Annotated in this window: 16 protein-coding genes and 2 pseudogenes; 8 read left to right on the top strand and 10 right to left on the bottom strand. The window is 36.9% G+C overall.

Translation table 11 applies throughout. The annotated features are described in order from the left end of the window. Window positions 1–79 precede the first annotated feature (79 nt). Window positions 80–1,558 carry a hypothetical protein gene (locus tag H1P_RS09890; RefSeq protein ID WP_144866717.1) on the top strand — a complete coding sequence of 493 codons (1,479 nt, stop codon included), beginning with the start codon at window positions 80–82 and terminating at the stop codon, window positions 1,556–1,558. A 117-nt stretch (window positions 1,559–1,675) separates the two neighbouring features. Here H1P_RS09890 and H1P_RS09885 read toward each other — a convergent pair whose 3' ends face one another. After that, window positions 1,676–4,138: an FG-GAP repeat protein gene (locus H1P_RS09885; protein WP_144866715.1), complete on the bottom strand. Its 2,463-nt coding sequence runs from the start codon at window positions 4,136–4,138 to the stop codon at window positions 1,676–1,678. A gap of 546 nt (window positions 4,139–4,684) precedes the next feature. Here H1P_RS09885 and H1P_RS09880 point away from each other — a divergent pair. Beyond that, entirely contained in the window at window positions 4,685–5,248 is a 564-nt protein-coding gene (locus tag H1P_RS09880) for a thylakoid membrane photosystem I accumulation factor (RefSeq protein ID WP_144866736.1), read from the top strand. A gap of 540 nt (window positions 5,249–5,788) precedes the next feature. Further along, window positions 5,789–7,126, top strand: coding sequence for a histidine phosphatase family protein (locus H1P_RS09875; protein WP_144866713.1), 1,338 nt, complete (start codon window positions 5,789–5,791; stop codon window positions 7,124–7,126). A 60-nt stretch (window positions 7,127–7,186) separates the two neighbouring features. On the opposite strand, the gene H1P_RS09870 is transcribed toward H1P_RS09875, so the two are convergent. The 6 genes from H1P_RS09870 to H1P_RS09845 all read right to left on the bottom strand — a co-directional run bounded on the left by H1P_RS09870 (window position 7,187) and on the right by H1P_RS09845 (window position 16,915). After that, window positions 7,187–8,431 carry an RNA-guided endonuclease InsQ/TnpB family protein gene (locus tag H1P_RS09870; RefSeq protein WP_144866711.1) on the bottom strand — a complete coding sequence of 415 codons (1,245 nt, stop codon included), beginning with the start codon at window positions 8,429–8,431 and terminating at the stop codon, window positions 7,187–7,189. A gap of 133 nt (window positions 8,432–8,564) precedes the next feature. Beyond that, a complete protein-coding gene (locus tag H1P_RS09865) occupies window positions 8,565–9,215 on the bottom strand; it encodes an OmpA family protein (protein WP_144866709.1) in 651 nt (216 codons plus the stop codon). A 173-nt stretch (window positions 9,216–9,388) separates the two neighbouring features. Then, window positions 9,389–11,644 (bottom strand): hypothetical protein, encoded by a 2,256-nt coding sequence (locus tag H1P_RS09860; protein WP_144866707.1) that lies wholly within the window; start codon window positions 11,642–11,644, stop codon window positions 9,389–9,391. A 176-nt stretch (window positions 11,645–11,820) separates the two neighbouring features. After that, on the bottom strand, window positions 11,821–15,147 hold the full coding sequence (locus H1P_RS09855; protein ID WP_144866705.1) for a tubulin-like doman-containing protein: 3,327 nt from the start codon (window positions 15,145–15,147) through the stop codon (window positions 11,821–11,823). 147 nt (window positions 15,148–15,294) lie between these two features. Next, window positions 15,295–15,651, bottom strand: coding sequence for a four helix bundle protein (locus tag H1P_RS09850; RefSeq protein ID WP_144866703.1), 357 nt, complete (start codon window positions 15,649–15,651; stop codon window positions 15,295–15,297). A 100-nt stretch (window positions 15,652–15,751) separates the two neighbouring features. After that, window positions 15,752–16,915, bottom strand: coding sequence for a VWA domain-containing protein (locus H1P_RS09845; protein ID WP_144866701.1), 1,164 nt, complete (start codon window positions 16,913–16,915; stop codon window positions 15,752–15,754). A gap of 465 nt (window positions 16,916–17,380) precedes the next feature. On the opposite strand from H1P_RS09845, the pseudogene H1P_RS09840 reads away from it, so the two are divergent. From H1P_RS09840 to H1P_RS09830, 3 genes and pseudogenes are all read left to right on the top strand, one after another. Further along, window positions 17,381–17,710, top strand: a pseudogene (locus H1P_RS09840) (histidine phosphatase family protein); the annotation flags it as partial. Between the two features lie 2 nt (window positions 17,711–17,712). Continuing rightward, window positions 17,713–18,633: a helix-turn-helix transcriptional regulator gene (locus H1P_RS09835; RefSeq protein WP_144866699.1), complete on the top strand. Its 921-nt coding sequence runs from the start codon at window positions 17,713–17,715 to the stop codon at window positions 18,631–18,633. 78 nt (window positions 18,634–18,711) lie between these two features. Further along, the gene (locus H1P_RS09830; protein ID WP_246141579.1) at window positions 18,712–19,347 is read left to right on the top strand and encodes a GNAT family N-acetyltransferase; all 636 of its coding nucleotides are present in this window, start codon (window positions 18,712–18,714) and stop codon (window positions 19,345–19,347) included. A 273-nt stretch (window positions 19,348–19,620) separates the two neighbouring features. Here H1P_RS09830 and H1P_RS09825 read toward each other — a convergent pair whose 3' ends face one another. Then, a complete protein-coding gene (locus H1P_RS09825; RefSeq protein ID WP_144866697.1) occupies window positions 19,621–20,907 on the bottom strand; it encodes a M16 family metallopeptidase in 1,287 nt (428 codons plus the stop codon). Window positions 20,908–21,298: 391 nt separating this feature from the next. Between H1P_RS09825 and hisIE the strand changes: the two genes are divergently transcribed. Then, complete coding sequence (gene hisIE, locus H1P_RS09820) at window positions 21,299–21,931, top strand: bifunctional phosphoribosyl-AMP cyclohydrolase/phosphoribosyl-ATP diphosphatase HisIE (RefSeq protein ID WP_144866695.1); 633 nt, start codon at window positions 21,299–21,301, stop codon at window positions 21,929–21,931. Window positions 21,932–21,961: 30 nt separating this feature from the next. Then, a complete protein-coding gene (locus H1P_RS09815; protein ID WP_246141578.1) occupies window positions 21,962–22,807 on the top strand; it encodes a phytanoyl-CoA dioxygenase family protein in 846 nt (281 codons plus the stop codon). A 174-nt stretch (window positions 22,808–22,981) separates the two neighbouring features. Here H1P_RS09815 and H1P_RS09810 read toward each other — a convergent pair whose 3' ends face one another. Together H1P_RS09810 and H1P_RS09805 are read right to left on the bottom strand one after the other, a co-directional pair. After that, window positions 22,982–23,584, bottom strand: a complete 603-nt coding sequence (locus tag H1P_RS09810) for an ester cyclase (RefSeq protein WP_222427004.1) — start codon at window positions 23,582–23,584, stop codon at window positions 22,982–22,984. 77 nt (window positions 23,585–23,661) lie between these two features. After that, window positions 23,662–23,923: pseudogene (locus H1P_RS09805) on the bottom strand (IS1634 family transposase); the annotation flags it as partial.

Genomic DNA, 23,923 nt, shown 5'->3' with positions numbered 1-23,923 from the left:
ACATTTAATTAAATAATTTGTACAACTCAAATAAGACTGCTACAAACACTTAATACTTAAATTTATAAATTAATCAAAAATGGTAGAAACTGTTACCAAATCCAGTAAAAAAAGCCAAAAAATTGGTGTTACGACCATTTTAAAGGCGATCGCTTTAATTCTGGCAATTTCGATCTTCCTCAGAGGAATTATTGATATTGATGTCGCTTACGATTCTTGGGGTTATCATCTTCCCTTTGCTGCAAGGATCTGGCAGATTGTTCCCGCAGAACAGTATATCAATATGGAAGAGCGTTTTGCAGGATTTCCCCTTTTTGTACATTTTTTGCAAGGATTTTTCTGGTTTGTAACTCGTCGCGTTCAAGGTGCTAATCTCGTTGGTTGGTCTAGTATTGCCTTGTATGTGTACTTCCTAAAAACTTGCTTTCGGGTTCCTCTGTTCCTCTCCACAATTGCACTTTTAGCAATTCCTTTAGTTCAAGCCCATGCTACCAGTTCCTATGTCGATTTAGCCTCCAATATTCCCTTGGCAATATCGATTATGATGACCTACTTGATTTACCAACAAAAACAATTTCCTACCTTACTGCAACTATTAATTATTATTTTTAGTACAGCAGCAGCATCCAATAGTAAACCACAATTAGAACCTTTAGTATTGGTAGTGTTATTTTTTGTTGCTGTGAGATTTCTCTGGTTGCGTTGGCGACAGCCTTCAGAAGAAGCTAAAGGGTCTTATTTTCAGTGGTTAATCAAAGCAGGCGCGATCGCTTTTGTGGCTTCTTTGTTTATTTTCGCTACGCCGATCAAAAATATTGCTTTGTTTGGCAATCCCTTTTATCCTGTCAGAATCGAAATAGCAGGTCATGTTCTCAATCACGCACTACCCTTGTACGATCATGCTCCAGGCTATCTCGGCGATGCACCAAGAGCGCAAAGGTGGCTCTATTCAATATTAGATATCAAAGCTGCACCCTGGTCAATCGATCAATGGAGTGAAGATGTAGATCGCCAGCGTATGGGTGGGTTTTTCGGTGCTTATGTAGTTTTTCATCTTTTACTTTTTACTTATCTCTGCATACGAAATCGCGATCGGGATACTTCAGTTGCAGCGATTCTATTAACGGTAATGTCAATAGTAGCTGCTAATTTCCCTCAATCCCACGAATTAAGATATTTCATGTATTGGATGATTGTTTTAGTTTCTCTCAACTTATATCTAGTTACTCGTATAGAATTATCATCCTCAAAATCGCAATTGGTTAATACTCGTAATTTAGGATTAGTATGCCTAATTGCTTTAACGATTGTAGCTGCTAAGACCTATTTTTTCTACATCAAGCCTGGCTTCCATACCCTAGAAAATTTTAAACAGGATACAGTAGATCGCAATCTGCTGGAAAAAATAGAACCCAATGATAAAGTGTGCATTGTTGGTAAATATCCTTATACCTTTGTTCACACTCCCTGGTTTCATCCTGAAAAAGACTACACCTATTCAATCCAAGCAGAAGCAAATCCCCAACACTGTACTGTCAATAAAAAGATATTAAGTTGAGATAGAAAAATAAGTGAGACACCCGTAGCCTAAAAGACATAAGGGTTTTGTGCTTTGACGACGGTACTGAAATAGATATAGCGATCGCTATATCTATTTCAGCATCAATTGTCTTAGTTAGACAAACTCAAATGCCGAATCTTCCAGAGTTAAATCGGTATCAACATCTGTTAGAAAGGCGATAGTTTCTCCTCTTGCAGATGCGCCTGGATCGTAAATTAATTCAGCATTAATTGTTCCTGCACTAGGAAATAAATCTAAACGATAAAACTCTGCTGAACCTTGGAGTTGAATCATATCCTGACTAGCATCGAAGTCCGTAATAAATGCCAAGTCTTGATCTCCCAGAGTAAAGTTATCCCCATCATCATAGAAAACACGGTCAGCATTTCCTAGAACAAAAGTATCGCTACCTGCACCACCAGTGAGGGTATCTAACTCACCCCTACCAAAATCTGAGTTGGCATTGATCGAATCCACACCAATCAGGCGATCGTCATTGGTATTACCACTAAGGAAATCATCACCATCACCACCAATCAGAGTATCATTTTCCGATCCACCTGCTAGGTTATCATTGCCAAAATCACCACGAATTAAATCAGCACCAGCATTACCTCGAATCAAATCGTTAGCAAAATTACCTCTAAGAGAATCATCACCATCACCACCACGAATCGTATCTCTGCCTAAATCGCCTGAAATGGTGTCATCTTCTGAGTTTCCTACCAAAAGATCGTTACCCGAACCGCCTGAAATGGTATCTGATTCACTACCACCTCTGACAGTATCGTTACCTTCTCCACCAGAGATTTCATCATCACCACTATTACCAGTTAAGCTATCATTGCCATCATCACCAGCAATCAAATCATTTCCACTTTGACCTTGGATCAGATCGTCCCCTTCTCCACCAGAAATCTCATCATTACCGCTACCGCCGAGAATTTCATCATCCCCTGCTAAACCAGAGAGAGTGTCATCTCCACCCAAACCAGAAATATTATCACTTCCTGTATCACCAGTTAAAACATCATCACCGTTAGTACCGATAAGTTCTAAAGGAGTAAAGCCAAAGATCACATAACTTTCTCCCGCATTCTCATTCCCATCAACATCAGCCCCAGGTGCGCCAATTAGCAGATCGTCAAGACCATCTCCATTGACATCTCCTGCACTACTTACAGAACTACCAAAGCTATCGCCTCCATCAATCCCACTAATGGCAAAACCAGTACTATCATCAAGATTAGCTAAATCAATATTGGCATCAAAACCATCACTATTACCAAAGATCACATAGCTTTCTCCTCCTTCATCAACCCCTGGTGCGCCAATAATGATGTCATCATGTCCATCACCATTGACATCCCCTGCATTACTTACCGAAACACCAGCTACATCATATTCATTGATCCCACTGATAATAAAGCCATTACTACCATCAAGATTCTCTAAATCTAAACTACCAGAATTGCCCACATCATTCCCACCGAAGACCACATAGCTTTCTCCTGCATTCTCATTACTATTAACATCAGCCCTTGGTGTGCCAATCAGCAGATCGTCAATGCCATCACCATTAATATCCCCTGCATTACTTACTGAACTACCAGCTCTATCGTAGTTATCAATTCCTGAAAGAACAAAACCATTACTACCATCAAGATTTTCCAGGTCTAAATTGCCAGAATTACCTATATCATTACTACCAAAGACTACATAGCTTTCTCCATCGCTACTACCAGAATTGTAATTGCTATAGTAACCATACTCAGCATTAGGCGCGCCAATCAGCAAATCGTCAATGCCATCTCCATTGATATCCCCTGCATTACTGACTGACCAACCAGATCTATCATAGACATCGACACCAGTGATAGTAAAACCATTATTGCCATCAAGTTCCGACAGTTCTAGGCTGCCAGAATTGCCCACATCATTACTACCAAAAACCACATAGCTTTCTCCTCCTCCTCCTATTACATCAACATAAGGTGCACCGATAATAATGTCGTCAATGCCATCTCCATTAATATCTCCTGCATTACTGACTGACCTACCAGATCTATCGTAGTTATCACCTCTGATAACAAAACCTTTACTACCATCAAGTTCCGACAGTTCTATGCTGCCAAAATTTCCTACATCACTGCCACCAAAGATCACATAGCTTTCTCCTTCCTGCACAATATAAGGCGCATAGGGAGTACCAGCATAAGGTGCACCAATAATAATGTCGTCAATGCCATCACCATTGATATCTCCTGCATTACTGACTGACCTACCAAAGCTATCATCTTCATCAATACCACTGATAACAAAACCATTACTGCCATCAAGTTCAGACAGTCCTATGCTGCCAGAATCGCCCACATCACTACCACCGAAGACCACATAGCTTTCCCCTGCATCATTAGAGCCAGCAAGATATGCGCTAATAATCAGATCGTCAAAACCATCACCGTTGATATCTCCTGCGTTACTTACTGGATTGCCAGCTCTATCGTCTTCATTAATTCCTTGAATAACAAATCCTTGAGAACCATCCAATTCGGACAAATTGATGTTAGTAGCCATACTGAATCTCCCAATGCGAGTTTATTTTGTTGGTTAAATTTTCCATATCGTGTCGAACATCTCAGAACAACTTCAACACTTCCTCGTACAAGCGATCCAAAGAGCAATCTTTAATCATTGCTGAGTCTTTGTTATTTCATGAGAGCTAGCCTTGAGAGAAATCTAAGTTTGTCCCTCAAGACTGCATCTTATAATGACCGCTTTTTCTGAGTTCTATTCTCTGGCACTCAATCGCTTTATCTCATCAAGTTTTCATCAAGTTTTCATCAAGTTTTTGTCAAGCAAAAGTAAATGCGATGTTATTAGTTTAAATATACTATAAATTATTTTTTTGGCGATCGCTTTCTGGGGATTTATTGGTCTTATTTGATTTTAATTAATACAGTGCAATACAGTTCTATAATTATCTTTGGTCATTTTATAGATTGCTCAATAAAAATTAAATTAATAATGATTTATTCTCTGTTCAAATTTGACACCATAGCACAAGCAAATCTTTATAGATTGAGTCAACACGGGAGTGGAATATGCCGACTGACCATCGGCATTTCCTCCCGTCAAAAATTACTGCGATTATTTTCGTTATGCTTACTAATTATTTGCACTGGCTTATTTTGGTTTAATTCATCTCCTGCTATGGCAAGTATTGATGATGATAGATACGAAGGCAATATCTATATTCTCTATGCTGGTAATGGCTCTCTTGTTCCTCCTCGTCTTAATCTAAAACAATCATTAAAACGTGAAACCCCCGCTATTTTGGTTTACTACATTGATGATAGTAGCGATTGTAAACAATATTCTTTCGTAGTTTCCCGTCTGCAAGAATTTTATGGTCGTGCTGCCAGTATTATTCCTGTTAGCGTGGATTCTTTAGCGTTAAATACTCAATACACTCCTCAAGAAGAGGGTTATTATTATGAAGGTAAAGTTCCTCAAACTGTAATTTTAGATCAACAAGGAAAGGTGGTTTTTAATGAGCAGGGACAACAAAACTATGAAGCTATGGATGATGTTTTAAGAGAGGTTTTTGATTTATTTCCTCGTTCAGAATCAGAGCAGTTAAAGCGTCGTTCTTTTAATGAGTTTAATGCAGAAATTACTGATTAATTTTTAGTTGATTAATGTTTAATTGTTAGTTATTAGTTGGTAGAGACGCGACGGGGTATATCCCCATTCGAGGACAAGTAAACTTTGGAGGCAACCTCGCGCATTCGCGGACGTAACCGTTCACTGACCAAGACAGGGATGAGGAAGCAAAGGTATTAAGTATCCCTAAAGGACTCGCTGCGCATCGCAGTAGCTAGTAGCAGGTGACCCTTGGGGTGTGTACTTAATAATTAAAAAACACGCTCAATAAAAGAGGAACAACTTTTCATTGTTAGAAGATAACCAACGAGCCACGAGCTACTAACAACTAACAACTAAGGCGTTGGTGATTTAAGTAATGACACCTGGATGTTGCGGTTCGTAGCTTTAAGCTCTAAGCTCTAAGCTCTAAGCTTAAAAGCAAATCTTTACTGCTTAACAACTCAACGAAATATCTTTTCAGCATTACACATTCAGCAACGCCACAACTAACAATCAACAATCAACAATAGTCGTTTAAAATAACTAAGTAAAATTAATTTAGTTGGGAGGGTTACAAGCTTGGCTACTCGCGTCATTATCGTTCGTCACGGACAAAGCACCTATAATGCCAAAAAGATGATTCAAGGTCGTTGTGATGAATCAGTGTTGACAGAAAAAGGAATTGCAGACGCTCAAGCGGTGGGTAATGCCCTCAAAGGAGTAAGTATTGACGGCTTTTATTGTAGCCCTCTACAGCGAGCCAAACAAACAGCAGAGACTATTCATAGCTATTTAGATAATGCTCCTGCTCTGCAACCTACAGAGAATTTAATGGAAGTAGATTTACCTTTGTGGGAAAAACTGCGTAAAGATGAAGTAACAGTTAAGTATGCAGAAGATTATCGCGCTTGGAAAGAACAACCCCATGAATTTAAGATGGTGCTAGCAGATGGTACAGAACATTATCCTGTATTAGCTCTTTACGAACAAGCAAAGCAGTTTTGGCAATCAACTATTCCTCAGTATCAGGGTAAAACTCTACTGATAGTGGCACATAACGGTATTAATCGTTGTTTATTGATGAGTGCTGTTGGTATTAATCCAGACCGCTATCACTCTATCCAGCAATCTAACTGTTGCGTTAATATTCTCAATTTTAGCGGTGGTTTTGGTGATTCAGTACAAATCGAATCTCTCAATCAAACTTCTCATTTAGATATTCCCATTCCTTCTACCCGCAACCCCCATGCGGGTCCTCGTTTACTATTAGTACGTCACGGTGAAACTCAATGGAATAAAGAATCTCGCTTCCAAGGTATTAGAGATATTCCTCTCAATGAAAATGGTAAAGCACAAGGAGGCAAAGCCAGAGATTTCTTAAAAGATGTATCCTTAGATTTTGCCGTTACTAGCTCGATGTCTCGTCCTAAAGAAACTGCGGAAATTATTTTAGAAAACCATCCCGATATTACCTTAGAAACCACTACCGAACTAATCGAAATCTGTCATGGTTTATGGGAAGGAAAATTAGAATCAGAAATTGAAGCGGGCTTCCCAGGAATGCTGCAACAGTGGAAAGATGCACCTGAAACAGTACAAATGCCAGAAGGAGAAAATTTACAACAGGTTTGGGATAGAGCGATCGCAGCTTGGCAAAAAATAGTAGAGCAATACAGTAATTCAGATCGTAACCGTACAGGAATTGTGGTAGCTCATGATGCGATTAATAAAGTGATTGTTTGCTATCTTTTAGGTTTAAAACCTGCTAATTTCTGGAATATTAAACAGGGTAATGGTGCAGTGACAGTAATTGATTACCCTAAAGGTGCTTCAGGAAAACCCGTCTTACAAGCCATTAATCTGACTTCTCATTTGAGTGGTGGAGTCTTGGATAAGACTGCTGCTGGTGCGCTGTAATTATGTTCAACCTATGGTTGCATTGTTGACCCTCTCCGCGCTCTCTAGCGACGGAGATTCTTAAGAAATAAAAATCCTTAAAGGGTTAGCCAAAAACCCGCTACACACTCGTTCAAAACTGAATCTGTGTTTACTTTTAATTAATATATTGCCCGAACCATTGATATCTGAGTTACACAAATGCTTATTTTTAGTCCTGTACAAACCACGTTTAATTCTCCTTCCAGAGAACTTGTGCTTAACAGGATTATCAGCATTGTAAACAAATACTTCATCACGGTCGTAAAAACTAGCTTTCGAGGTGTAACTTTCCTCTTGTTCAATGTATTCAATTCCGTATCTAGAACAAAGTGCTTCAAGCTTTCTTCTCAATTGCCAAAACGGTATTTGAACGAAGTTTTGATTGTTAGACCTTCCAATATTAATTTCTTGCTTAATACCTGGGTTGTAACCAACTATCAACTTACCTATTTGATGCTTGAGGCAATGGTTAATAATCAACTTCGCTGCTTTGTTCAAATAATCACGAACGCAGTTATTACGCCATTGGTAAAGTCTTGCTTGTTTATTAGTAAAGGATTTAATGCCTTGCTTATCTTTGGCAGATTGAAGTTGAGCATTGCGCTTGTTGTACCACTGATTAATGCTTTTGAGTCGTTTTCCATCAATCAAAAATTGATGCCCGATACTATCGATACAAGCACACAAATTATTAACCCCCAAATCAATAGCTATCGCTTTATTAGAATCTACAAATGTTTCTACTTTTTCCTCTTCATATATATACTCAATCTCAAACCATCGAGCCGAGTATTTTGGATGTATTCGTACCTCCTTAATTTTCTTATCTTTAAGTCTTTCAGGCAGTTGGATTCTTACCTCGCCGTATTCCTTTTTAAACTCGCGAGACATGGGGATAGTGAACATTCCATCTTTGAGTCTAATTCTAGGAATAATCAAAGGGAAATATCCCTCTTTAGGCAAATATCTAGGCAGTTGCGGTTTTTGGTCAAAACGCCCAATAGATATAGCTTTCAGCAATCCCAAAAAAGACCTCATACTTCTATCTACCACTTTCATTGTCTGTTGAGCAATATCAGTATTAAGCAACCGATAATTCTCATTCGACTTAACAATATGGTAGTTAGATTCATAGCTCAGACGTTTTCGCATCTCAAAGAAATACTGACGGCATTCGTACAATGCCACATTAAAAAGATTCTTGCTCAGACGTGTCAAAGCAACAAGAGCGTTAAACTCTTGCTTGCTCAGTCGTCTCAGTTGATTTTTTTGAGTGGCGTACATTAAGAGGCTAATTCGCTGCAAAAATATTATATAGCGAATTAGCAAGTAAAGGCAAATATTTCACTGACAGTTAAAACTGTCCTACTGTTTTTCCTCCTCTGTCTAAAGACACGAGGTTTCCAAACTACGTTAATCATGATTCAGTCTCTACACCTGGAGGAATAAAGCGAATTTCAATTCTACGTCTAGTTTCGTCTGCTTGGCGATCTGGGCGTGCTAATTGTCCATTAGGTAAGTATAATTGTGCTGCTGAATAGGCACGAAATTCGACATTTTGTAAACCTGTTGTTTGTAATTCTTGGACTACGGCTAAAGCTCTCATTAATCCGAGATCGGCGTTTGAACCTGCTGATAATTTACTAACTGGTTGTGTTCCTTGGGCGACTATTTCTAAGGTGCGATCGAGGTTACTATTTTGGTTTATTCCTTCTCCGTCGGTGTGTCCTATTATTTGGATAAAATCAATTTCTCTTTCTTTTAAGTTGTTTTTTATTGCTGGGCTAATATTAGTTGATATGTAGTTTTTAAGTTGGGGATTTAGTTCGGCACTTCCTGACTTGAATTTGAATTTGCCTGAACTTTCATCGATCACAATTGGCGATGCTGATTGCAAGCGTTTGTTGGCTTCTTTAAGTTCTTGATTGAGTTTTTGTGATTGGAATAAGACTAATAATAGTAATAAGCATAAAATCATGAAAGCATTGGACATTAAGTCGGTAAATGATTGAAATATGCTCGTTGATTCTATTTGTTTTGGAGATGTGTATAAGGATCGTCTGGACATGATTTTATCTCGCGCAAAGGCGTTTATCCTCGAATGGGGGCAAAGTCGCAAAGAGGAGAACGCAAAGAGGTTGTTTTCTGGGGAAGCCAAGAGAAAATAGTGATTATATTTTTTTTCTTAGTTTAAATTTGTCTATCTTCTATTGAAAAAGTTTTACAAGTATAGTTGATTAGTTAAAGAAGATTATCAAAATTTTTAGTAATTTTCTTAATTTGTTGATTTGCGCTCTCTATTGAATTATTAAATTGCGAATTTACTTGTTTGCTTTGTTGTGAGATGGCTGTATTTAATTGATTTATTTCTCTGGGGATAGTATTGAGTTGTGTAATTATTGTTTGAAATTCTGCTATTAGTTTTGATATTTCTTGAACATTATTTTGAGAACCTTGTTCAAAACTAGTTAATAAGCGATCGCTCAATAAACCAATTCCATTTAAATTTGAATTTACTTGTTTTCCTTGTTGTTCTGATGCAGATATTAATTGAGATAATTGAGAATTTAAAATCTCAAATTTACTTAAATATGATTCTACTTTGAATATTAAGTTAGCAATTTGTTCGGTTACTTGTTGCAGTTGCTGATTATTATTATTTGTTTGTTGCTCGAAACTGGTTAGTAAGCGATCGCTATTATTGCCAATATTATTTAAGCTGGAATTAATTTGTTTTTCTTGTTTATTGGATATATTTACTAAATTAGCTAATTCAGTTTTAAGAGAATTTAAATTATCTATACAACTTTCAAGTATAGTTGTAAATTTTACTGTTTCCGTTTGAGTGTTTTTAAGAGAATCAAAGTTATTATTTATTCCAGAGGTTAATTTTTGTAGTTCAATAACGTTATTAGTTGTTTGTTGTTCAAAACTTGTAAGTATTTTCTCTCCAAAGTTACCGATACTGATATTGATTTGCTCTTTATGTTTTTCTAGTGTTGTTACTATGGCTTCTAGTTTTAATGTAATTTTACTGAAGCTGACGATTTCTTGTTGAGTATTACGATCGCTTTTTTCTAATAATTCGCTTGAATGTTGATTTAGGTTATTTACTTGTTCAATTAAACTATTAGTTTCTTGAGTTGAAATATTAATATTATCAATTGCTCTCCCTAAAGCATCAGTTGATTGATGTAAAATTAAGGTCGAATCATTAAATTGTTGCGGAATAGTTGTTAATTCTTCAGTAGCAGTGGTTAATTTATCAGCGAAGTCAGTTTCTTTAAAAATTTCTGCTGCTTCGATAAAACTGATTGAACTATCTTGTAATTTATTAGATGCTATTTGCAGTTGATTATAAACTTGTTCTGCTAATTCGGTTGCTTGTTGATGGCTTTCACTGATTTTATGTACTTGGTTTCCTAAGAAAGCTGTAGACTCAGAAAATGATTTTTGAGTATTAGCCAAATCGGTAGTCAGACTTTCTAAGTTTTCGGAAAATTTACTCTCTTCAATTTTTTTCGCCCCCAGTAAATATAAGTTAGAACCAGATTTTATTTTATTAGCTGCGGTTTCAAATTCAGGTACTATTTTAATTACTGTTTGCATTTGTTCTTTTAAGCTAAATGCTGATGCTTGAAAGCTATCAGTACTTGCAGCCATAGAACTAGATATATCATTAAATCTACTAACCATACTATCGACATTATTTTGAAATCCTTGATTAGCAACAACCATTTTATTTGCAGCATTACCAATAGTAGTTTCTAATACCTGTCCGACTTTTTGATGAAAGCGATTTAAAAATTCTTCTTGTTGTTTTACCATGCGATCGACAGCTTTATCTAAACGACTATAACCATCAATTTTAATTTTAAAAATATTATCAAGATAGTCTTCAAGAGAACTGATTAAGAGAGATTTAGCAAAGTTAGTATTGCAGCGTAAATTGACCATAATCAAAATAGAACTACACAAGATAGCAGTTAGGCTAGTAGAAAAGGCAATCCCCATATTTTGTAATGGTGTTTGTAATTGAGTTATCAACCCATTAATATCTGCTACACCTCGATCGAAGTTAATAGTCTGACTGAGGTTATATAAGTTAGAACTAATACCGATAAATGTTCCCAATAAACCAAAGGCGAGTAATAGGTTAGGTAATGCTTGACAGAAATAATCCCATTGTTCGCAACGTAGGGATATACCAAAAAACTTTAATCTTTCCTGACTGTATAAGCCATCGATTAAAGCGATAGTGTTTACTTGTTCTAGTTGTTTACTTGCTTGTCTAAATCTGGCTTCTAATTTATCGACAATTGTGGGTTGTTTACCTCGGCTTTCATTTATCAGCAATCTAGATACTTTATTAGCTGAATTGATTAAATAGCCATATAAATAGCGACGTAATATTATAGCGATGATGGTTGGTAATATTACCAGAATTATGGTTAGTAAAATTAGGTAAGGGGGGAAAATATTTAGAATGTTAGTCATGGTTGTAGGAAATAGGATTAGTCAAGAGGCAAGAGGCAACAGATAATAGATAATAGATAATAGAGATTTATTCGTAAATAATTTTTGCGCCTTTGCGCGAGCATTTCACGATTTTAAAGCTTATTCAAAATTCAGGTAATTATCTTTGCGTGAGTTAAATTTAGATTATTTATGTATTAAATACCTAGAATTTTTTGTTTAGCTGCTTCAAACTGTTTATCAGACAAAAATCCGTCTTTTTTCATTTGAATTAATTCTTTTAATTCTGCCATGCGCTCGATATGATTATCTGGTTCTGCTTCATTTATTTCAGCTTCAAGAACAGAAGAGTTTTCTGGCTGAATATAATTTATATCAATATTTTGTCGATCGCTTTTAAAATTATTAGAGCCTTTTAATTGAGGATTTACTGTAGAATTAGGTGGTAATATTTCCTGTGGTTGCTGTTGTTTTTGTTTTTTCATCTCTTCCCTGACAAAATCCCGCATTTTTTGCCAAAAACGATTAATAATACCGTCTTGTTGTCGGCGATCTATACTGGCTCTACTACCGACAACTATTTCTTTATAAAGATAATTCGGATCGTTTTCTGGTAAATTATCTACTGTAGTTACAAACTGCCTTAACTTGGGTAAATAGTGGTTATGCCAATTTTGCGGGTTTTGAGTTAAATCTGCGATCGCTTCTTTTAATTTATCGTCTAAAGCTATTACCATATCCTGAATGCTGGCGAGTTTTTCTAAAGCCTCATCCCAGACATAACTGAGGGAAGTAACTTCGTAAACATCTCGAAACTTGTCATGGTATTGAAATTCATATTCTTTAGTGTTGCTGTTGTAAGGTAGTAACTCGAACGCTAAAGAAGGATAAAAGATATCCTGTAGTCGTTTCATCTCCCACCCATCGGGAGGAATAGGATCGATAAACTGGGTGCGATAGTCGTTGTGCAAGAAATTACCGTGTGACTTGTGACGTTGATAATGATCTCGCATTTTTTCTAAACCACGAATCAGTCTCAGGGGAAAAGCACCGTATTCGTTGACGAGAATTATTTCCTTTTCCGCTTGAATGGGTTTTAAATTACTGTCTTTGATACCTAAGTCTTTACCAAGGATGTTTTTAAACTGAGTTATTTCTGGTTTGTCAGTATCCTTAAAACCGATGATGTTGAGAGTTTTACTCGTATCGTTATCAAAATAGGGATCGGCAAGATTAAGAGGTAAAAGAGGTTCGGATTCGCGTATAATTTGTTCTAGACGGATAGCGCGGTCGCTTAAAGGATAACTTTCTAAAAAACGTTTTACCGCAGATTGTACTGTAGAAAGACTGCGAGAGCTAAATTCACTATCTACTATTGAGTTAATTTCTTTCTGTAGGCTATATTCATCTACTACACCACGTTCTAAACAGCTTGCTAGCGATTCTGTACCTAAGCCTACCTTTTTGGTAATTTTACTACTAACTAAGGCTAATTGAGCGGAGCGATCGCGGTTTGGTAACAAGTTACGATAACAATCATCGGTATCCGCATCAGCAAAGATAGCTTCCCCACTCATTTCATCAACGTCTTGTAATTTCAGATCGTCTTCTGTTTTTTCATAAGTGAGTTTGACATTATTTAAAAGATTGCTAAAATTGCTACATTTATTGGTTAGTTCGCTGACGTGATGTTGTAATGCTTTTACTATAGTTAATACTTCCCGAAATAGAGAATATTCATAGTTCTCTTTCATTAGTTTACTAACTTGTCCTACTATCCTTTGTGCTTCTTCTTGAACTTGGCTAGTTTTGTGTTTGTTAAAGAAGGGTAATCCCTTTTTACTTTCAATATCTTTAATAGTTTGTTTTGTATCGTTCCATTTTTTTTCCACAGCTTCTAGAGAATGAATTGATTTCATGCTATTAATTGAATCTTCTAATTCTCGGTAAGATTTGTTTAACTCTGTGGTTAAAGCTTCTAACCAAGCGCGAGTATTTATCAGAGAAAAATCTATGCTATTGGGATTGAGTAACTGAGTTAGATATTGATCGACATCTTTAATATATTCTGCGGTAAGGTGAGCGCGTTGCTGTTGTAAGTTAGTCAGCCACAAACCCCTAATATTATCAGTTTCTCCTGGCTGTACTTTCCGAAACTCACTACGAATTTCCTTGCCTAACTGAGAAACTACTTCTTGTCTTTCATCGCTATTTTGAATCTCTGCGATATTATTTTCTAAGCGATTTTTCCAACTACTTAAAGCATTCCTAAAAGTTTTACTTCCATCGGTAGTTGCTTGCTGCAATTTAGTAACAAAACCATTTTCATTTTTTCCGCGATCATACCAGCGATCTAAGAAACTTGCTAATAAGTTATTAGGATCGATACTCTGTCCTTCACCTTGTAACCAGAAGTCAACTAATTTAATTTTTATCCGATTAAGAGATACCTGTACTGCAACCTCACGAGGGAAATAAATTTGTGCTAAACCAAATGTTAAATAATGCTGTACGTTGGGACGAGGATGTAAATCTGTAGGAATCATGTGGTGGCTTAAAGTATCTTTTTGTTCTCTAATAGGAACAGATAATTCACCTGCAAAATCCAGAGTAATTTTATGAGCGATAATATTACACAGCTTACTCTTTTCTAAAATTTTGTAATCTTTACCAGTGCGATTAGAAACAAGATAAATATATTCAAAAGGTGGACGAGATTCTTCCACAAACTCTAAATTCTGCAAGTCGTATTCTGCTTTAAAAGTTGTCCCCGCAGTAGCATAATAATTTAATTCTTTGAGTGCTGCATAAGCATTAGCACTTTTGCCAGATGCATCGCCATACAGTTCGGGACTAATTACAAAATAACCGACAATTTGCGCTCCATCACCACCATACATTTGACGTAAACAATAAGCAGTATCTAAAAAAATTCCGCTACCAGTACCACCACATAAAGAACCAATAACAAATATATTTAATTTATTATCGACATTCCAGTTTTTACGAATCATAAAAGCCTCATGTCCTAGCGTTCTTTGTTCTGCCAATTCAATAGAGGCTTTAATCTTTCTATAGTTATGGAAAAATGCCAATCTTCCCACAGGACGAATTCCTTGCGCTCCTTCTTGAATTGCTTTTACATCTTTTAATAGCTGTGGAGGAAACCAGCTAGAAATATTACTAAAAGCTCCAGGTGTACCATCATAATTACTCACGTTTCTCGATAATTCTGGAATCATATTATCGACCTCAAATCGCGCTATTGTCGCAGCAACTTTTTCCACATCGCTAAAACGTAAATCGACACCATGATAAGTATTTCCCGTCTTTAATCCCGTTGTATTACTCGTTCCATTATCGGTATCGATATGTACAAAACTAACTACAGGAAGTTGTTTAAAATCTCCATAGCGATCCACAATTAAACGGCGAATTCGCATTAAGACATCGCGTCCAGTACCACCTAAGCCAATACAAACAGTGCGGTTTATTTTACGGGATTGAGTTTCTTTAAATTTCATGATTTTAACAAGTTAACTAGTATAAGAAAGGTAAGATATAGGAGGCAAGAGGCAAGAGGTAAGAGGTAAGAGGTAAGAGGTAAGAGGTAAGAGGTAATAGGCAATAGGCAACAGGCAAGAGACAAGAAGTAGTAAATATCAAGAAAGTTATGACGATAGTTTTTTAATAAGAGAAATAATCATTTTAGTTTCTTCTTGTAGTAAATTGATAATATTGTTTGCATCTTTGGATTCGCATAGTTTTAATCTTTTAGATAAAAGTAAATGGTTTTCAAGTTCATTAACTGAACCTTTGGCTATATTTAAAAATCTAATATAATCTCCTTTTGAGTTTCTTCCATAACCTTCACTGATGTTAGCTGGTATAGATACTGATGCTCGTCTGATTTGTGATACTATTCCATAAATTTCTTCTCTAGGAAAATCTTTAGTTAGTAAATAGCATTGTTCTGCAATTAACATACCCTTCTGCCATATCAATAAATCCTTAAAATCTCTAATCATCAATTTTTCTACTTTCTAAAATTTACTAAATTAAACTTTTATTATTTACTTTTATGCCATAATTACTCTTGCCTCTTGCCTATTACCTCTTGCCTAATACCTACTTAACCACCCTAAACCCAATCTCAAAATCTTTACCCTCAAAAGGACAATTGATAGTAAAGCGATTATGAGTAATTTTTGTTTCTCGATCTAAATCGCGATCGCGATAAATGAAAGGAGCATTTTTAGTGGGCTTTAAATATATTTGATTTCCCTTCCTAATTAGATAGCCTCTAACATCTTCTCCAGGGCAAGGAATTGCATTTAAATTATCATCTCCAATAGCAATTTTTTGTTGGTGTTTTAAATAGCAAGTTTGTTGTTCTCTGGTGTCGTCTGATTCAAAAGTAATTTTAATTTTCCATTTTTTGTTAAGACTAATTAAATATTTGACCCAAAAGCCTACAGCAATTATTAGACACCCTAAAGTAGTACTGGGTAGCCACAACATCTTGAAAAGATATGGCATTACCAAACAGGTTTCTTTTCCTCCTGGTGCGGGAGTACAAAATTCTTGTATTGTAGGAGCAATATCGACAACCGATAGTTGATAGGTGCTATTATCTTTAGTGGTAATTGTTTGCGATCGCAACGCGCCTCGCCATTGGCGAGATCGCTTTTTAAGTGGTAAAGTCTGTAACCAACTTTGTCTATCTTGGCTGGCTTCAGAATCTACAACGCGAAATGCACTATCTGCGGGAGTTTCTACCCAAGTATCAGAAGCAATACCAGGAGAAGTTAATAAGGGTGCATCAGTTAACCAAACCACAGACTGGGGTTTAATAGCATTATTATTCGCGAGACGACATTGATTAAGTTGTGCTAATCCACGATAAGTAAACAACTCCGCATTTTGAATATCAGTATTACTGAGGTTAATTTCCGATTCAAAGGGCAAAACATTTAAAATTGACTCAATATCTTCTGCTTTCCCCCTAAACTTAATCCCGCTTTGCAGATTGATGGGATTAATATCGGGTTGTAGAGGATTAACTTGGGAAGCGAAAGGAACAACATAAACTGTATCACCAGACTGTAAACTATCCTCTATAATTTGAGTTAAACGTAAACGACCTTCTGTATTTAAACCAACACTCTCAGTAAGGTCAATCGCAATTACCACATCTCTCCCGCCATAGATATGGGATACTAAATTTAAACCCCATTGTTGCCAAGGCTTAGGTATTTTTCCTGGTGCTATCTCTGTGCAGTTATTGGTCACAAGTATTGAACTAAAAATAGAGAAGACATACTATAAGAAGCGATCATCCCTAATAATATTTGCTGCTTCTAATAAACCGCCACTGAAAATTTACTTAGATATCCAAATAACTATGATTAGTTCTAACTTGAAAAGATAAGCTGAAATTTGACATTGTTCCAATCAGTTTTTATGACTAATAATAACTCTCAGATGCTTAATTAACCGAATTTTTGTTCATTATTTACTCACACAATAAATCTCAATCATTTTCAATTTTTAAAATTTCACTTTGCTTATTAATATTTTTCTGGAAAGGGAATAAGTACCTGTGCAAAATAGATTACGAGGGTAGAGATAGGCAAGAGGCAAGAGGCAAGAGGCAAGAGGCAAGAGGTAAGAGGTAAGAGGTAAGAGGTAAGAGGCAAGAGGCAAGAGGTAATTATGAGTGTGTAAATAATTATGACCAAATACTTAATATCGATTAAAGGAGAAAATTTACAATAGGTTTGGGAAAGGACGATCGCAGCTTGGCAAAAAATAGTAGAGCAAAATAGTAATTCAGATCATCCCCGTACAGGAATTGTGGTGGCTCATGATGCGATTAATAAAGTAATTGTTTGCTATCTTTTAGGTTTAAAACCTGCTAATTTCTGGAGTATTAAACAGGGTAATGGTGCAGTAACAGTAATTGATTATCCTCAAGGTGCGTCAGGAAAACCTGTCTTACAAGCAATTAATCTGACTTCTCATTTGAGTGGTGGAGTATTAGATAAAAACGACAACAAAACAATTAAATTATATGGAATGCTTTGATTATGAATGAAATCAATCGGGATTTTCAGCTAAAATCGGTTAATTCTAACGGCGATCGTGAGATAAGTGCATTTTCCCAACTGCCCCGTTTACCGATTATATCTAGTTCTAAATCAGATTGGAAAAACATTCAAGTTACGCATCATCATCAACCAGCTTCTGAGATTCCCGAACATAATTCCGATTATCATGGAATTTATCTTAATGGAGGTAAAACAGTCAAGTTAGAGCAGAAGATTGCAGGTAAAATCATTACATCTAATTCTATTCCAGGAGACTTTGGTATTTATCCTGCACACATCAGTCAGTCATTTGCTTGGAACTCAGAAGCAGATTTTTTACTGATTTATTTAGAACCTGATTTAATAACTAAACTAGGCTACGAACTCTATCAGAGCAATAGTGTAGAACTAATACCTCAGATTGAATCTTCCTTCGATCCTTTAATTCAAGAGATTGCCATAGCACTCAAAAATGCTTTGGAAAACAAAGTTAGCAGCAATTTATACGCAGACTCCATGGCAAATGCTTTAGCCGTACATTTATTATCTCGATATTCTAATCGCAGTTGTCCTCTTAAATCCAGTAAAGGTAAATTATCTCAGCCACAATTGAATCAGGTAATCGATTATATCTACAGCAATTTAGATAAAAATTTGACTCTGACACAATTAGCAGCAGTAATACAGTTAAGCGAATATCATTTTGCTCGCTTGTTTAAACAAACTACTGGCAAAGCACCCCATCAATTTCAGCTTCAATGTCGTATAAATCGCGCTAAAGAATTGTTATTAAAGAATATGGCGATCGCTGAAGTTGCTCAAACAACGGGATTTTCTAGCCAGAGTCACCTCAACTATCATTTCAAGCGTCGAGTAGGGGCGACACCAAAACAATTTTTAGCTCACAGCAAAAACTTGTAAAAACACAGCAATAACTTTGAAGACTATCAATAGACACATTTTGGATACTAAGGAGGTACAAACTTTAGCAGTAACCATATGATGAAAAACAATGAAGTAGTTCGCTTAGAGCGATCGCAAATAAACCAAGCTAGTACAATTGCAGCAAAGGCATTTGAAGACGATCCCGTGTTTGGCTATCTCACACCAGAAGCTCAACAGTCACGCTTAAAGGCTTTAACTTGGCTGACTAAAAATGCCTTAGAGTATTGCTATTATTATGGTCATATTTACACCACATCCGATCTTAAGGGTATTGCTGCTTGGCTGCCACCAGAAAAATCGTCTTTTGCAGGGATACAACAGTTACAGTTAATCTTGCAGCTACGCTTATATTTATTACCTTTCAAGTGTGGTTGGAACAAACTCGGACGCTGGCTATCTTTTTTGAAAATTACTGAAGATTATCACGAACGAGATATGCAAACTCAGCCTCATTGGTATTTAGCTTTGATGTTTGTCAATCCTAGTTATCAAAGACAAGGTGTAGGTAGTGTTTTACTTAAACCAATTCTCGATCGATCTGATGATGAAAAATTACAATGCTACGTGTTAACCTTTACCGAGCAAGCAGTAAAATTTTATCAAAGAAATGGTTTTAGTATCATCAGAAAAAGTCAAGCTTCAAAAAATGCACCCTTTTTTTGGAACTTGAAGCGAGACACTTTTGCTTGATGTCTATGTCTATTTGTGCTAGTTGATTTCTCTTATAGACCAACTACTTGATTCAAGAGACAACAAGATAAATTAAAAGTGAATTAATAATTTGGTGTCTAACTTTTATGTGGCTGGTACTATTTTATAAGGTGAGCATTGCACTAAAGTACTCACCGATGGTCGCCCACCCTAAAACTAACAATTAACCATATGCCCTAAAGGACTTCCTTCGGTCGCGCGATGCGTAGCGAGTCCTTTAGGGAAGCGGTATCCTTTAGGACTAACAATCAATTACTGACCAGGCTTCATTACTACAATGCCATAAGCATCAGGATTGAGATACTTTTGGGCTGCTGTCCGTAAATCTTTGGCAGTTATAGATTGAATATGTTCGGGATAATTTAAAGCAGGAGCTAAATCTTGTAGTTGAGAATAGTAATAACCGTAAAGATTTGCACGAGAACTAGGCTTTTCATTGGCAAAGATAAACCGATTAGCTACTTGTTTGCGGATACGATTAATATCTTTTTCTGCGATTAATTCATTTTGAATTGTCCGAATATGGTCTGTAATTGCTTTTTCTACTTCTGCAATATTTTCAGTGGGTAATTGAGCAGAGATATAAAAGACTCCCTGTTGAGTTTGAGTCATATTACTAACACCAATTTGTGTTACCAAGCCTCGTTCTTCTCGTAAGTCTCTAAATAAACGGGATACTTTACCCTGTCCCAAGATAACAGCCAGAATATCGAAAGGGTATGTTTCTGCTAAATCCACCATACCAGGGACACGCCACATCATAACCATCCGCGCCTGTTGCAAAGTATCATCAGTTAACTCTTGGCGCACTACTTCGGTAAAAGGGGTTTCCAGGTTATATTGAGGTGCAACCGATTGCAATCTTGCTTCTTGAGAGCCATAATGTTGGGCAAAACTGTTACTGACAATCTCAATTAACTCTTCTACTGGTAAATTACCCACTACTGCTGCTGTCATCGACTCAGGTTGATACCAACTACCGTGGAAATCTTTCATTTGTTGAGATTTCAAGTTAGTAATTACTTCTGTAGGGCCTAAAACACGACGGCGATAGGGTAAACTGGCGAAACAAGTCTCCATTGCTTGATAAAAAGTACGACGACGGGGATTATCTTCTGAGCGACGAATTTCTTCTAAAACTACTAATTTCTCTCTTTCAAAAGCTTCATTTTCCAAACTGGGATTCAACACTACATCTAATTGCAAGGGTGCAAGTTCCGCAAAGTCTTTGGGTGCGGTGGTAATGTAGTAGTGGGTATAGTCTTGGCTAGTAGCAGCGTTAGTAACTGCACCTTTTTCCTCAATTAATTGCTCAAATTCGCCGATACCAAGGTTTGACGTACCTTTAAAGACCATGTGTTCTAAAAAATGCGCCATTCCATTAATATCATCAGTTTCTTTTGCCGAACCGACATTAAGCCACACATTGAGGTTAATTGCATCTACAGGTATTTGTTCTGCAATAATAGTTAAGCCATTGGGAAGTCGCTGAATAGTGGGTGCATTAAGCTGGCTTTTTTCCGCAAGATTCAAGGTCATTAGTTGGTCTTTATATTGGTTATTACATTTAATTACCTATATTCTAAGATGTTTACAAAATACAGTGAGTTAGTACGATCGCGATTATCATCTTAAGACTTTTCCGTAAAGTTCAGTGAAACATGAAAGGGTAAAGGTATAATGTATGCCGTTCCTTAACAAACCATTAGTGGGGAAACCGATATGATTAAACCCAAGCTCAGTAATTAAGTGTGGAATTTTTCAAAACTCGGTGACTCGGTAACTTCTCACTTCACCAACGGTCACGTGCCGTCTCCGTCGTGTCTTGACGAGCATTCCCTTGCGTCCTACGCCGACGCGGGGTCTCGTCGCTTTTACGGCGGAATAATCTGTGACTCTCTACTTAAATTAGCCCTACCTATTTACTCCAATGTCTCTTAAACAAGCTATTCCTCTCGATAAAATCCGCTACAACGAACAAGGATTAGTTCCTGCGATCGCACAAGACTATCTTGATGGTACAGTATTAATGATGGCTTGGATGAACCGTGAATCTTTAAAAAAGACTTTAGAAACCGAACAAGCTTGGTATTGGAGTCGTTCTCGTCAGGAATTATGGCACAAAGGTGCAACTTCGGGACATTTTCAAAAGGTCAAAGGTATTCGTTACGATTGCGATAGTGATGCGTTACTGGTAACAATCGAACAGGTAGGAGATATTGCTTGTCATACGGGAGAAAGAAGCTGTTTCCACCAAATAGAAGGACAAAAATCCCTACCTCCAGCAGATACTTTAACTGAAGTTTTTAAAGTAATTAAACAACGCAAATCAAATCCCACAGAAGAATCGTATACTTGTAAATTATTTGCAGGAGGAGATAATAAAATTCTCAAAAAAATTGGCGAAGAATCAGTAGAAGTAGTAATGGCTTGTAAAGATGACGATCAAGAAGCGATCGCGTATGAAGCTGCTGATTTACTATATCATACTTTGGTTGCTCTGGCTCATCATAATGTGGATCTTCGTGATGTTTATCGTCAATTGGATAGTAGAAGAAAATAATTAATTTAATTGATCTTAAAATATCATCTCTTGATTAATGAACCATTTATCCCGACTTCCCAAAAAATTAGAACTAAAACTAAAAAAGCCACTAGAAAGGTCACAAAACTAATTAATTCTGCTTTCTCAGGAGGTTCTATGTCTCAGCATGACCGAATTGTTTTCGATCTCAAAGGTTATATTGTCAAACCCGCCGTACTAAAAGAGCAAGAAGTTGAAGTTCTCAAAGAATTTATACTACGTCAAAAAAACGAACCAGAATCACTACCTCCTCATCAGCGTCGTCTCCCTGGAGGTGCTTTTGCTAGTCTAATCGATCATCCAGTAGTAATGGATACCTTATTAAGTGTCATCGACCCAGACCGCGATAAAATTCGCTTAGAGAGCGTTTTTCTTAATTATCGTGAAATGGGAGAGGGAGAATGGAGTCCTCACGCTGGGGGCCGTACTACCAATCCTAACTATGCTTACAATTTTCATGATGGACGCATTTATGCTGGTATGACCAGGGTAGTTTGGGAATTGAATGAAGTTCTAGAAAACAAAGGAGGAACTTGTTTTATTCCAGGCAGCCACAAAGCCAATTACAATATACGTAGCAATCCTCTTGCTAGTCTAGATGCCAAAGATTCGGGACTATGGGAAAGTTATAGTTGTCCTCCTGGCTCTTTAGTGATCTTTTCTGAAGCAGTGCGACATTCAGCAGATACCTGGCAAAATCCTCATAATCCCCGCATCTCAATTTTCTGCGCTTACAACCATATTAATGTGCGTCATCACAAGCCAACCATTCCACCAGTAGTTATTGAAAAGCTAGCACCAAAACACCAAAGATTTTTCCACGAAGTATATCATCCTCAATTCGATCAAATGTAAGTTAATAAGGATACATTTTTTGAGGTTGCCTCAAAATCGCGTAGGGGAGCCGTCGGATTGGCGACGTATGTCCTTCTGATTTATAGGGTTCGATCGAAGTGTCCTAAAGGATACCGCTTCTCTAAAGGACTCGCTTCCCTAAAGGACTTCCTTCTTTTTTTCCCTTACGAGAACTTAACCATTGAAGGGGCAACGACCGCTAGTCAATGTCCCCAAGAATTTACCAGTATCAAAAAAATGCTCTAGAGACTCAATTTTTAAATCTTCTGTCACTGTGGCAACGCTAATACCAACAACTTCAATTGTTTTTCCCGTCGGTTGATGCTCTTTGTAATCTCCGTTGAAAGTTCCCCAATGTCTCCATTTAAAGATAACTTTAGGAGGGCCACTGAAAACTTCGATTAATTCCCAGAGAAAACCATCAGGAAAAGCATTATGAAAAATTTGATAGGAGGATTCAAAAGTTTCTTCAGAAGGACGATAATGTTCTGACTCTTCAAGAAAAAGATTATAAGTACCCTCCTCAGCGACATCTTCGGCAGTATATTCTTTTCCTCCATTGCTGCTCATGCGAAATTTGTCTGTGACTACAGAAATCCACTGTTTGGGATTAGATTTGAAAGTTGCTTCCATCTCAAACGTTTTCACGAGGTTTTCAGCAATCGCATTCAAAGAACCTTCTGCATGATGATACTGTCGCTCTTTTTCCAAAAAAGCATTTGTATGAGAATAGTCGGGAAGCTCTCCGTAACGCCATTCTACTGCTTCATTACTCACGGTTCGCTCAATTTAAAAATGGTCGAGCAAATAAAGACGATGAAATCAAGTCACAGTAATAATTAGAGCGATTGGAGTCAATTAGGAACTAGCTGGGGAACAAGATAAATCGATTCAGGAATGTTCATCAAATTTAAAATTTGTCTTTGAAGGGAATTCAGAGAACTGATTTCAGTAGAGCCATCAGGATAAAGATACAAAGTCAAATCAGAAAAAGCAGCTAATAATTGTTCTGCTGTGGGACAAAAAGTAGCGCGTTTGGGATTCCCTGAATAAAGTCCAGAGATAGATTGCTCTGATTCAGTTAATTGGCGACGAACAATAAATTCCATCAAGGTG

Origin of the sequence: Hyella patelloides LEGE 07179 (assembly GCF_900659865.1) — a bacterium.
GTDB lineage: Bacteria > Cyanobacteriota > Cyanobacteriia > Cyanobacteriales > Xenococcaceae > Hyella > Hyella patelloides.
Note: the sequence above shows the minus strand (reverse complement) of the source record. Positions and strands in the feature narration are given on the sequence as shown.